9 protein-coding genes are annotated in these 13062 nt (G+C 45.6%); all 9 read right to left on the bottom strand.

Annotated elements, in window-relative coordinates; translation table 11 throughout:
- Nucleotides 1–139: 139 nt before the first annotated feature.
- Nucleotides 140–1348: an FAD-binding oxidoreductase gene (locus tag C7475_RS20575; RefSeq protein ID WP_110055268.1), complete on the bottom strand. Its 1209-nt coding sequence runs from the start codon at nucleotides 1346–1348 to the stop codon at nucleotides 140–142.
- A 113-nt stretch (nucleotides 1349–1461) separates the two neighbouring features.
- Complete coding sequence (locus C7475_RS20570) at nucleotides 1462–2493, bottom strand: sugar phosphate isomerase/epimerase (protein ID WP_199236267.1); 1032 nt, start codon at nucleotides 2491–2493, stop codon at nucleotides 1462–1464.
- A gap of 213 nt (nucleotides 2494–2706) precedes the next feature.
- On the bottom strand, nucleotides 2707–3756 hold the full coding sequence (locus C7475_RS20565) for a bile acid:sodium symporter family protein (protein WP_110055267.1): 1050 nt from the start codon (nucleotides 3754–3756) through the stop codon (nucleotides 2707–2709).
- 31 nt (nucleotides 3757–3787) lie between these two features.
- A complete protein-coding gene (locus C7475_RS20560) occupies nucleotides 3788–4702 on the bottom strand; it encodes an RraA family protein (protein WP_110055266.1) in 915 nt (304 codons plus the stop codon).
- Between the two features lie 64 nt (nucleotides 4703–4766).
- Entirely contained in the window at nucleotides 4767–5996 is a 1230-nt protein-coding gene (locus tag C7475_RS20555; protein WP_110055265.1) for an amidohydrolase/deacetylase family metallohydrolase, read from the bottom strand.
- A 248-nt stretch (nucleotides 5997–6244) separates the two neighbouring features.
- On the bottom strand, nucleotides 6245–7492 hold the full coding sequence (locus C7475_RS20550; protein WP_110055264.1) for an aminotransferase class V-fold PLP-dependent enzyme: 1248 nt from the start codon (nucleotides 7490–7492) through the stop codon (nucleotides 6245–6247).
- A gap of 35 nt (nucleotides 7493–7527) precedes the next feature.
- On the bottom strand, nucleotides 7528–7989 hold the full coding sequence (locus C7475_RS20545; RefSeq protein WP_110055263.1) for a RidA family protein: 462 nt from the start codon (nucleotides 7987–7989) through the stop codon (nucleotides 7528–7530).
- A 29-nt stretch (nucleotides 7990–8018) separates the two neighbouring features.
- Nucleotides 8019–9551, bottom strand: a complete 1533-nt coding sequence (locus tag C7475_RS20540) for a SusD/RagB family nutrient-binding outer membrane lipoprotein (protein ID WP_110055262.1) — start codon at nucleotides 9549–9551, stop codon at nucleotides 8019–8021.
- Nucleotides 9552–9570: 19 nt separating this feature from the next.
- Nucleotides 9571–13014: a SusC/RagA family TonB-linked outer membrane protein gene (locus C7475_RS20535; RefSeq protein ID WP_110055261.1), complete on the bottom strand. Its 3444-nt coding sequence runs from the start codon at nucleotides 13012–13014 to the stop codon at nucleotides 9571–9573.
- Nucleotides 13015–13062: the final 48 nt, after the last annotated feature.

Below are 13062 nucleotides of genomic sequence, written 5' to 3'. Positions count from 1 at the left end.
CCATTTCAAATTCACTCCGCGCAACATGAACAAAACTGAACGGTCATACGAATACCTGAACAAACTGCACCAATGTATTTTTCGCTAATAAAAAACTGAAAAACAACAATATTAAAAGGAATTATCTGCAACAATCAACTCACTTCCCTCGCCCAAAAGCAAACATCTTTTGTACAGGATTTTTCTTTCCGAGAATAATTTCCGTGATCATCTCCGCTGCAATCTGAGAAAAAGTGATACCATTCCCACCAAAGCCCAATGCAAAATAAGTACGCGGCATTGCTGGATAATTGCCGATAAAAGGAAGACCATCCTCAGTAGAAATAAAAGTACCTGTCCACTGAAACTCAGGTATAAAACGAATATGAGGGAATTTCTTATTGAAGTCTTTTTTAAGCTCGCGGCCTTTTTTACTGATAAGTTTATCACGCCGGGAAGGATTGTAATATTCTTCATCCCTCCCTCCTATAAGAATGCGCTTATCCTTTGTAGGACGCATGTATAAATAGGGATCCCTGGTTTCCCATATAAGGCAGTTATTATACCAGCAGCAACTCTCAATATCGAGATGTTCGCTAACTGTAGCATAGGTGGAACGTAGTTGCAATAATGGTTCCCGGATATATTGCGAAGCTTCATACCCGGTAGCCATGACAAGGTATTTCGCCTTGATCATATATCCTTCTGAAGTTTGTGCAGTAATTCCATTCCGCTTATGTGCAATATCAGTGATAGTGGTTCTATCATACACCCTCGCCCCGTTTTTTAAACTGTGCTGATGCAATAAATGCGTCAGCATATAACTATCCGTCTGCGCCGCCATACCAGAGTAAATAGCCCCCGGTGCGTCAAAGCCCATTTTTTCCTTTACGGTGACCTCATCCCAGTAAGTAACATCAAAACCGAGCGATTTACGCATCGTATATTCCTGCTTAAACCACTCCAGGTCTTTTTTATATGAGGCCAGATAAAGACTGTCCCGCCTGTCAAAAAAAGGCGCTTCGATCTTTTTACAGATATCTTCCAGCTCCGTTATAGACCTATAACAAAGCTGATAAGCAGTAGCCGCATTCTTCTCCCCTATTTTACGCGATAATTTGACTAATGGCACATCTATTTCATACTGTAATAATGAAGTACTGGCGCAGGTGCTACCTAATCCGATGGTACGACTATCGGCCACTACCACCGGTATTCCCGCCGCTGTCAGATAATAGGCTGCTAATGCGCCTGAAATACCTCCTCCCGCAATCAATACATCTGTTTGCAGATTGTGATCCAGGCGAGGGTAGTTAAACGGCAACCCATATCTGACCAATGAATAAGGATAACCAGCGTGAAGATCCAAGGGGTATACATTTAGTTAAGCAACTTCATCCAAACATTGTACCGGGGAAAACAAAAAAAGGGATCAGGCACGTTATAGCTCCTGATCCCTTTAATTCATGATGACTATTATTCTCAGCTCAGTTCTGCGCCTACTTTCTTAAGCAGTTCCAGTGTCTTACGTACACCTTCTTCCTCAGAGAGTTTAGCACCTTCATATTCGATCCCGATATGACCTGTATAACCGGCGTCTTTTACTATTTTAAGCATCTTGCGGTAATCCGTTTCCACGCAATTGCCTTCAGCATCAAAATCATGTGCCTTTGCGCTTACTCCCTTTGCAAAAGGCATTAATTCTGTAGTACCTTCATAACGGTCGTACTCTTCCAGGCACTTTGTAGCAGCCCAACCCTGTGGCGTATTGTCTACAGGTTTGGAACGGTTTATACAGAAGTTGCCAAAATCAGGTAAGGTACCACAATTCGGCATATTCACCTGTTTCATCACGCCTGCCAGCCATTTACCATTAGATGATGTTCCTCCGTGGTTTTCTACAATAACGTTGATATTATGTGTATTGGCGAACGTTGACAATTTAGCCAATGATTCTGCCACTGCTTTTGACACATCATCCGGCTTGCCCTCTCCTGCCGCATTTACACGGATAGCATGACAACCCAGGAATTCCGCAGCTTCCACCCACTTGTAGTGATTCTCTACGGCCTTTGTCCTTTTCTTCGCATCCTGATCTCCCATCTCTCCTTCACCGTCTATCATAATAAGCACGCTGCGTACGCCGTTATCACTGCAACGCTTCTTAAGATCTGCCAGATATGCTTTATCTGTTGCCTTGTCCTTAAAGAACTGGTTCACATATTCCACAGCTTCTATTCCAAAGTCATTTTTCGCTTTCAGCGGAAAGTCAAGATGGGACAATTTACCTCCGAATATAGCCTCGTGAAAAGACCATTCAGCCAGAGATATCTTGAAGAATAACTCCTTGGCCGTTTTGTCGGCAGACGTTTCGCCTACACTGGTACTGTCTTTGCTTTCTTTTGTTGAAGAGCCGGTATTACAAGCTGACAGGACTGAAGGCAAAAGGCCCGCTCCCATTGTGTACAATGCCATCTGCCGGAGAAATTCTCTACGTTGTTTAGGATTATTCATATACGTGGTTTTGTATAACAAAATACACTTTTATGGGTCAAAGTGGATGCCTTTAGAAAAAAACTGTAAAAAATTAACTCAAAAGGATGCTTTTTTCACATTTTGTCATTATCTTGATGATCCCTTAACATAGTAATTCCCCGTTTGTCTTTATTTATATATTCCACCTCGTTGATGTAACAACGTAATTGTTGCCACATTATAAATGATAAACTAAAGCCGTTCCGTTTCCAGTGGAACGGCTTTTTCTTCTTCTATATCTTTTGGCGGATGCCTATGCCACCAGGACGCAAGCAAGGACCCTGTTATATTCATCATCGGCCCGAATACTGCAGGCGCCAGACCAATAGTTGCGATCTTCCCCATGTTCTTCGCAATGGCAGTTGCCAGTCCCCCGTTCTGCATACCTACTTCAATGGCAATAGTCCGGCAATCCTGTTCTTTCATCCTGATAAGACGGCATAACCAATACCCCAGTGTATAACCAGACAGGTTATGAATGAGTGATGATAATATCAACAACATTCCCACATCCAGCAGGCTCTCACGGCCTTTTGCAGTAATGATCACAATGATAAAGGCAATGGCCGACATAGATATTTTAGGCATAATATTATCCAGCCATTTCAGCTTTCCTGTAAGGAAATGATTGAACACCAGTCCTGCAGCCACCGGCACGATCACTATTTTACAAATGTCCCACATCATTGCGGTAACACTGATATCGATATAACTGCCGGCCAGCCAGCGCATCAGGAATGGCGTTACAAAAGGCGCCAGCATCGTGGATACCGCTGTCAGCGTAACCGACAATGCCAGGTTTGCTTTTGCCAGGTAAGATATTACGTTGGATGCCATGCCGCACGGTACTGTTCCTATCAACACCACACCTGCCGCTATTTCCGGCGGGAACTTGAACAGGTGCGCTAAAGCCCAGCCTACAAACGGCATGATCGTATAGTGACATACCACACCTGTAAACACGCCCATCGGCATCTTGATCACGCCATAGAAATCGCGGATGCTCATGGCTGTTCCCATACCGAACATGATGATCTGAATAAGCGGTGTGATCAGCTTGGAAAGATCGTAGCCTCCTACTGTGAGGAAGTATTGAGGATAATACATTGCGGTGGTGACCGCCGCGAAGATGGTCAGTGTATATACAAAACCTTTTGTTTGCGGACGTCTTGAACAAATTATAGCCAGTATGATCCAGAAAGCAATAATGAAAGGCCCGGCGGCGGGAAGTAATGCTGTCATAAAGTGGAAGTAGTTTAAAAATTAGAAATGATCACCAGGTCCTTTTCTCCAGCATCTTGTCGAGTTCCTGGCGTGTCATAGGTTTCTTGCCCGGTAGTTTATGCTGCCATTCCAGGAATGTTTCCCTGATAGCATCTGTCCAGTTGTTGTCAATCTCTCCCGGCGTATATTTCCCGGCTTTCAGCATCTCAAATCCGAACTGGTCTTTCACTTGTATAAATGCTGCAATACCGATCACTTTTTCCGCCAGATGAGCCGGTACGAATACCACTCCTTCACTTGATGTCAGCACCAGATCGCCGGGAAGCACCACTGCGCGCCCAATTCGTATAGGCACATTCAGTCCTGATAACATCACATTTTTCAGGAAAGAAGGGTCCCAGTCCCTCACCAGTGCATTAAATCCATCTATCTCTTTCAGGCCTTCCAGATCACGTGCTGCTGCATTGAACACTACCCCATTACCAGAACGTGCATAAATAGCATTTCCGAGTGTTGAACCGATCAACGTACCATCTGCTATCTTACCAAAACCATCTGCTACATAAACATCTCCCTTTGATAACTGCTGAATAGGCCAGGAATTACTGTTCCCTTTAAAACCTTTCTGCTGGCCTCTTTCCTTCATGTGTACTTCCACATCGGGACGGGAAGGAATAAACATCGCTGTCACAGCACGCCCCACAATAGGCTTATTATCGTAGATCATTTTCCAGCCTCCGTCAAACTGGCAATGGTAGCCCTCTCCTTCCAGGATGGTCCATACATCGTCCAGGCTTACAGTTCGCGCCTGTTCAATAACAGCATCAGGGATCTTGGGTCTTCCGTCAGCGAAGCGCTCGCCTTTCCATTCTGTTGTAAGAAAGATCAGTTCCTCCTTAGGAATGGTCTGTGCCCGCAACCCATATGACAGTAGCAGTAGGGGGAGGAAATAAAGGAATTTCATGTATCAGTATTTGATTTAAAAATTACAACACGTTTTGTAATATCCACACGGTTTCTGCAATTATTTACCGGGCTATCCCATTGAGGTCGTACACCACCTTTCCTGCCCTTACTGTCGCCTCACACACCAGTTTACTATCTCCCTGCTCTTTTGTCTGTGCATCAGTAAAACCAAACTTTCCTTTTTCCACGCGCAGGATGGCTATATCTGCTACACTATTTACAGACAGGTTGCCCAATTCCTCATGACGTATCGCTTTCGCTGATTCGGATGTAGCCGCCTTTATCAGTTCAGGAACAGGCATTCCCATATTTAAAAACTTGGACATTACATTCAGCATATCTTTCATATCTCCGTTCATACTGCCGGTATGAATATCTGTACTGATCGTATTAGGATAAAAGCCTGCTTTTAATGCTGGCAATGCCTGTGAATAACTAAAGCTGGTACCGCCATGCCCTACATCAAAGAGGATACCTTTCTTACGCGCTTCCCATACGAAAGGACGTAATTTACCATTGTCGTCAACGATAGACATGCGTCCTCTTACTTTCGCATATGCATGCGTAAAAATATCTCCCGGACGCAGGTGCTGCATAAACAGTTCTTCCAGCGATAACGGCGGATTACTGCCCCCAAAATCGATCATTACAGGCGTTCCTGCCACACGTCCTGCTTCTACTGCACGATCTACCGGCGTCCACTCCGGACCTTCATAATGCGCTACTTTAATACCTACGATCCATTGTTTGTAACGGCGGATGGTCATTGCGGTCATCTTAGCGTCCATATCGGTGAGGTTCTGCTCATAAGGGCCGCCCCGCATCCCTTCACCTACGATGTTAATAAAGGCAAGCACTCTTGTTTTAGAATGTTTGATGGTCTGATCAAGGAAGGTCTCGAAATTCTTCCAGCCCGAACTTCCTGCATCCACTACAGTGGTCACACCACACCGGAAGGTAAATCCATCCGGTGCTACTGCATCATAACTGTTGTTCAGATAACGGTTAGGCACAGTGCCAATGAAATTATGTGTGTGGAGGTCTATCAGGCCGGGTGTAACATACAAACCGGTAGCATCAATTGTTTTCTGGGCTGCAGACGGATCTATATGTGCGGCTACTTTCGCAATAGTATCATTTATCAATGCAATGTCCATGATGGCATTGATGTTATTTTTCGGATCTATCACCTGCCCGTTTTTGATCAGCAGGGTGTATTGTTGGGCACTGGCGCCTGTAAAAATAAAATTCACTGATACCAGCAGTACCAGGTATTGAATTACGCTCCTCATTTTCCTTACTTTTTAATATTGAGACCTGTAAATGAATGAAAGCTCCGGTCAGGCATTTCTCCGCTATGGCATGCGAGGGCCTGCACAACATTAATAACATGTCGCTGTCTCCGTTTGTTGCAGTAGAAATCCTTTGCCGGCTTATTGTGAATCTGAAATCTTCCTAAAGAAAAAAGGGCAGAGCTGGTAAATTTCCTTGCGCCTTACCAGCCCTGTAACTCCCTGTGGGTGACTAAACACACCATTTATCAACCATGATTTTCGGACAGTGCCTTTTCTGTCAGCACTTTTTTCAGTTGTGTTGCTACGATCTTCTCTTGTCCCGGCACCAGCATCCAGGTTGTAACATTAAAGGTATGCTGATTGGCGCCGTCGGCTACTTCTATAGATGGGTTACCACTCCGGAGTTTCTCCCGGATCTCGGCTGCTGTGGCAGGGATCTTTTTCGGGTCCCAGGAAATGTGCAGCGTAGGTATATGGTTTGCCACCGGAGGCACCACTACTTTAGTTTCCACGCCAGATACAGTTTTCACTGCATCGCTGATCAGCTTAATTTGCGCCTCCCACATTTTCCATTCTTTAGCATGGTCGGTGGCCAGATATGTTTCCAACGCCACCAGCATGCCTAATATCTCTTCTTTATTTACCTTAAGCCCTCTGCCTATCGTATTACCACGGGGAGGCGCGCTTAATCTGCCAGCTTCAATATATTTTTTCCTGCCCAGCAGCAGTCCCGCGCTCTGCGGACCACGAATGCCTTTTCCTCCGGAAAAGCATACAAGGTCATACCCCATCTCCGTATACTTAAACAGGTTTTCTACGGGAGGTACGTCTGCAGCACAGTCTATCATCGTAGGAATATTATGCGCCTGAGCTATTTTCAGGAACTCTTCCACCTGTACCTTGCCTTCAAAGTTGTTGGCATTGAGAAAATACATCAGGCCTGTTTTGTCCGTAATGGCTTTCTCCAGCTCTTCACGGCTCTCCACATACACGATCTGCAACCCTACATTTTTCAATGCATGTGCGTAAGCAATATCATGTGCTTTCTGTATGATCACTTCCCTTTTCATATCTGTGCCTTCCAGGAAAGGCAGCTGCGCTACTTTCTTTTCATCCATCCCGGTCAATACGCCTGCTGCACCCAATGTCATTGCTGCTGCTGCACCGGATGTAACCGTTGCATACTCACAACGTAACAGCTTAGCGATACGTGCCCCTACCTTATCCTGCAATTCATCCAATAGTACATATTCCTTCGATGCATAGTTAATAGCGCTCATCACTTCATCCCGCATCAGTGAGCCTGTCATAAAGGTATATGTACCGGCTGCATTGATAAAGGTGCGGATGCCTAATTCCTTAAAGTAATCTTTGCCCGCCGCTGCTTCAGCTTCCGCTGATCCGTCCATTATGGGCAATAGTTTAGCACTGCCTGCAAATGCCCCGAATACGGGGATTGCAGACATATTCTTCAGCAAGTCTCTGCGTTTCATATGTAAAAAAGAAAAGAGTAAAGAAAAACGTTTCCCTAGAGGGCAGCGATACAATCCATCTCTACGAGAGAATCGCCGGGTACACCTCCATATACTGCTACTGTGGTACGGACAGGCGGATTGCTACCGAACCGTCCCCTAAACACATCATTCATCGCTTTGTAATCGTTCAGATCATGCAGGAATACGCTTACTTTCAGCACTTTGTCCATAGATGAACCGGCCTTGATCAGTACTTTTTCCATTTCCTTTAAGACATGGTCCGTATGCGCTTTGATATCGCCTTCAAAGTGGGCGCCTATACCTGAAACGTAGACTGTATTACCATGTACTCTGAAGCTTGAGAACAGCGGTATCTCCTGGTCATAGATCACGTCTCCCTGCGGAGTGCTTTCCGGTAATGCCGGCGCTGCTGCTTTCGCTAATGCATTAATACCTGTTATACCAGCCAGTGTAGCGGCCATCTTTTTTAATACGGATCTTCTCTGGTTTTGCATGATTTGAGTTAGTTTGAGATAAGGGTAGATTATTGTTTATCCCACCATACGCGGGTAGTCATGAGATTTGGTCCCTGTCTGCTGATTGCTTCTGCCAGGCTGGCGCTGTTTACACTTTCTTCGGAAGGCGGATATAACAGGCGTCGGGGTATAGTGCCTCCGGTAGTATTACCCGGAATATTCACTGGGGTCAATGCAGGATATCCTGTACGGCGCCAGTTAGCGTGTATCTCCTGTTCATCCAGGAATAAAGATACCCATTTTTCCTGTCCGATCATGGCCTTCATTGCTTCCGCATTGCCGGTCAGCGGATGTGCCGCCTGGTAAGCGCTGATCTTCTCCGGAGCGATCACTCCCCCACTGCCAAACAAGGCCCAGTTACGCATAGAAGCGCCTATTGCATCAGAGAATGCTCCTGCCGCACTTCCCTCCCACCAGCCGTTTACGCCCGCTTCTGCCAGTAATAGGTTCACTTCCGCAGCGCTCATCATGATGAAAGGTGCATTATACTGGAGGATAGTGGCCGGATTCGGCTCAGAAAGACCAGGGAAATCAGCCGGCTTGTTCAGCAAGCCGTTTGGCATGCCTTTCTGGAGTGCTGTACTGGTATCTGCTTTTCCATTATTCCATACTATAGCAATAACATTTAAACGGGGGTCATTGTTGGCCTTTAATGCATCTATGAATGTCTTAGCCAGTTTTCCACCCTCTGTATTACTGTTCCCATTGGCCACCGCATAGTCGTTAGACAACATGCTGGCGGCTGCCGGATTACGGTTGATGGCTTGCGAACCATCTACATACTTCATCGTGGCAATGTCTCCGTCAGCTGTGATCACGCCACCTGCTATGGCCTTTTTCACCCAGTTTTCAGCCACATCAGGGGCCTTCCTTGACAATCGCATACCTAAACGCAGCATCAGGGAATAACCGAGCTTCTTCCACCTATTCACATCTCCGGAGTAAATGAAGTCGCCGGGACCAAAACTAGCTACAGCAGGATCCAGTTTGGCGGTTGCTTCGTCCAGTTCTTTCAGCATATCTGCATAGATATCTTGCTGCGTATCATACTTAGGCGTGAAGTTATTCTCTGTATATCCTTTTACAGAAGCTGAATAAGGAATATCCCCATACAGATCTGTTATTCTGTGCATGATATACACCCTGAAGATGCGGGCAATTGCCAGCTTGTTTGCATTCGCAGGATTGTCTGCATCCAGTGCGCTGATAGTAGTAGCTATTTCGTTAACAGCTGTCGTATACCCTGTTGTGAAATAATCATATGGATAAGTACCCTGCTGGAAATAATATTTATCACCGATACCAGGTACGTCTTTGTAAGTGGCAAAGTGCTGCATTGAGCCGCCACAGGCCAGTACAGTCGTAGAGAAGTAGCTATTACCAAATGCGTCCAGCAAAGCCTTACTGAACATGTATTCAGGCTGTACCACCGGTGATGCATCAGGATTGACGTTCATTTCTTCAAATCCTTTATCGCAGGCCTGGAAAGTCAGCATTGCCGCAACGGCTGTATATATTAGAAAGTTAAAGCGCATTTTCATCCATAGTAGTTTTAATAGATTAGAATTTCACCATCAGGTTCACACCAAAGCTTCTTGTACGGGGAATACCAAACGCCTCAAAGCCTTGTGCATTACCATTCGTGTAGCTGGATTCCGGATCGAAGTTGTCTGTCTTTTTATACAGGATGGCCAGGTTACGTGCTACAAAAGAGAGGGAAGCACTCTGTACCACTTTCAGATGTTGTACAGGGATCTGATAACTGAAGATCACCTGGCGCAGTTTTACGAAGCTTCCATCAAACAGGAACTGGTCTGTGTAGTTCTTGGTGTTATCGTAGTATAGACGAAGATTCTCTACAGGGATCGTATTATGATATTCATTGCCCTTCTCATCCACACCATTCAGCTCAAGACCGTTTTCCCTCCCTGCCAGTGTTTTCTTATGCAGACCGAAACGTGTAGCATATACGTCAGTTACGGAGAATACTTTGTTACCAAATTTACCGTCCAGTAAGACGTCGAGCGACAAACGTTTGTAAGTAAATGTATTGCTCAGGCCCATTGTTAGTGGCGGCACACCATTGCCAAGAGGCATCAGGTCACTCTTTTGTTCGTAACCTGTTGTGCTATTATAAACAGTCTGTCCCTTCGCATTCTTTACTGTAGTATATCCCTGGATAACACCATATGGCTGTCCTACCGTGTTGTGAACAAATGCCCAGCTACCCACACTCGTCGCCATCTGTAATGTTGTAAGCCCTGCTGCCAGCTGCTCTACCCTGCTTTTGTTATATGCCATATTGTAGCTCACAGACCATCCGAAGTCCTTTCTCTTTATAGGCGTACCTGTCAACAGCAACTCAATTCCCTTATTGGATAACTTACCTACGTTTAGCAATGCATTGTTATAACCAGAAGCGGTAGATACTGCCGTGCTCACGATATCGTCAGTCGTTTGTTTCTTATAATAGGTCAGGTCAATGCCCAATCTGTTATTGAAGAACTGTGCCTCACCACCTACTTCAAAAGTGGTAGAGGTCAGCGGTTTCAGATTGGAGTTAGTTACCAGGTTGACACCGTTTGATTGTGTGATCTGTTGTACCGGACGGCCCAGATGCCCACCTTGTACCATGGAATAGGTCTGGTTCAGGATATAAGGATCAGGAGTAGCACCGCCTACCTGTGCCCATGAAGAGCGCAGTTTCGCAAAGCTGATGACTTTAGGCATCTTCACAGCATCTGACAGAATGAATGTACCTCCTACAGATGGATAGAAGATGCTGTTGCTCTGCGGACTGAGTGTAGAGAACCAATCCTGACGGCCGGTGAAGTTCAGGAAAATGACAGATTTATAATCCAGGTCTACGGAACCGAACACTGAGTTGGTCGCTATCTTATTCCTTGTAGGCGTAGTAGTCGAAGTGGTCAGGTTGGTAGAGCTGTAAAAGAATGGAATAATGAACTGTGTACCGGTGATAGCGGTCTGGTTAGAATTGTAGCGGCGGGCATTTACACCAGCCAGTGCGTTCACACCAATAGTACCGGCAATCTTTGTATTGTAGTTAGCAGTTGCCATAGAGTTGGTTTCTGCTACTGCATTCCTCAATTCGCTGTACTCACCTGCTGCACCGGTTGTATATACTGTACCTGTAGGCAGGATACCTACATAGTTGAAGTTAAAGAAGTCACGGCTTACAGTACCTTTTACATACAGGTTCTTCAACAGATCATACTTCACACTTGCCTGACCGATAAAGCGGTTTTTAGTATCGTTATTCTTAAACCTGTTGATAACAAAATACGGGTTAGACGCATATGCTGTTTCATTCCACTGGATCTCACGGCCTGTCTCATCATAACCGGGATCGAGCGCACGGATATCTACTGTGTTAGCGATCATGTAAACGCCCCAGTTAGGGTTGCCGGTAGCATCCCCGGAACTGGAGCGGTTGGTTGCATTCTCAACATTATATTGCGCTACAGCTTCTATGCTCAGTTTTTTACCCAGGAAAGCATTCAGATTCAGGTTCGCGATCTTCTTATCGAACTTTGAATTAGGAACAATACTTTTACTGTTAGTATTAGAGAGCGAGAAGCGGAAATTTATTGCATCACTGCCACCGTTAAATGCTACTGTATTTGTATAAGTAGATCCTGTACGGTAGAAGTTTTTAATATTATCTCTCTGCGGGGAGTAGGTATGCATTTTACCATCAAAAGCGATGTATTCCGTACCATCCATTTTAGTACCCCATGAACGGCGGCCATAAGTAATGGCTTCTGCCTGTGATGTAGGTTTCAGGCCTTTATCGCCCTGGCCATATTCATACTGCCAGTCTGGTTTTACAGATGGTGTTTCAAGTGTCATGGTCGTATTGTAATCCACACCAATACCTTTACGTGCACGACCTTTTTTAGTAGTGATGAGGATAACACCGTTTGCAGCACGGGAGCCGTAGAGAGCCGCAGCAGATCCACCTTTCAATACACTGATGGTCTCAATATCGTCAGGGTTGATACCACCGATACCATCACCTCTGTCCACGTTCTGACCACCACCACCTGTAGTAGGCGCACCACCTGGTGTTGTATTATCGATCGGCATACCATTCACTACATACAAAGGCTGGTTTTCGCTACCCAGTGAGCTGTTACCACGGATGATCACGCGGCTGGAACCACCCGGACCACTGGCCAGACTGGTAGCATTCACACCTGCTATCTTTCCGCTCAATGCATTCGCGATGTTCACTTCACGCGCCTGGGTGAACTCACTGCCTTTTACTTCTGTCACTGCGTATACCAGCGCCTTTTTCTCTTTTTTGATACCAAGTGCGGTTACAACTACTTCAGACAATGACTCATTTGATTCAGCAAGGCTCACTGTTAGAGGAGCGGCTGCATCTGTTACGTTCACTTCCTGTTTGGCAAAGCCCATAGAGCTAACCACCAGTACGAAAGGAGGAGTAGCGCCCTTGAGGTTCAGTTCAAAGCTACCATCAGCTGCAGCCATAGCAGCTACTGATGAATTGCCTTTGAGCACAATGCTTGCACCGGGAATAGGAGCACCGTCGGGACCTGTTACTTTACCTTTTAATTTATCTGCCAGCAGACTGTTTACATTCAGTAAGGTAGCCGCTGTTGGCACGTATATAGAATATTGTGTTTTATTAACCCGCATGTAGGCCAGTGAGAAATCAGACAACAGCAGCTTCAGGGCAGCTTCTGCATCCAGATGTTCTGCCTTCTCGACTATTGCGGCGGATATTACTTTTCCATCCAGCAGTCCCTCTTTGTAAGCAATACGGATATTCTGGAATTTCTTCAGCTTTATTAAAGCTTCTTTCAGGGATACAGTTGCGGATACATGTTTTACAGGGATCTTATCAGATTGCCGCATGGCGTACACAGGGGACGTCTGTGCGCTGGCAGATATGGCAATACCTGGCAACAGGGCACAAGAGAGCAGCCCCAAAACGAGATTTTGGTTCAAAATGTTCATTCTTTTTTTTTTACGAGTCCTAGTTTTTCCCGCGTCGTCGCGTTTTCC

The sequence above is a fragment of the Chitinophaga sp. S165 genome (assembly GCF_003182155.1).
Taxonomy (GTDB): Bacteria; Bacteroidota; Bacteroidia; order Chitinophagales; family Chitinophagaceae; genus Chitinophaga.
Note: the sequence above shows the minus strand (reverse complement) of the source record. Positions and strands in the feature narration are given on the sequence as shown.

Bases quoted from the DNA above. Each gene is read 5' to 3' on its own strand.
- C7475_RS20565 (WP_110055267.1), bottom strand. From the start codon at position 3,756: ATGACAGCATTACTTCCCGCCGCCGGGCCTTTCATTATTGCTTTCTGG.
- C7475_RS20570 (WP_199236267.1), bottom strand. From the start codon at position 2,493: ATGAATAATCCTAAACAACGTAGAGAATTTCTCCGGCAGATGGCATTG.
- C7475_RS20540 (WP_110055262.1), bottom strand. From the start codon at position 9,551: ATGAAAATGCGCTTTAACTTTCTAATATATACAGCCGTTGCGGCAATG.
- C7475_RS20550 (WP_110055264.1), bottom strand. From the start codon at position 7,492: ATGAAACGCAGAGACTTGCTGAAGAATATGTCTGCAATCCCCGTATTC.
- C7475_RS20535 (WP_110055261.1), bottom strand. From the start codon at position 13,014: ATGAACATTTTGAACCAAAATCTCGTTTTGGGGCTGCTCTCTTGTGCC.
- C7475_RS20555 (WP_110055265.1), bottom strand. From the start codon at position 5,996: ATGAGGAGCGTAATTCAATACCTGGTACTGCTGGTATCAGTGAATTTT.
- C7475_RS20545 (WP_110055263.1), bottom strand. From the start codon at position 7,989: ATGCAAAACCAGAGAAGATCCGTATTAAAAAAGATGGCCGCTACACTG.
- C7475_RS20560 (WP_110055266.1), bottom strand. From the start codon at position 4,702: ATGAAATTCCTTTATTTCCTCCCCCTACTGCTACTGTCATATGGGTTG.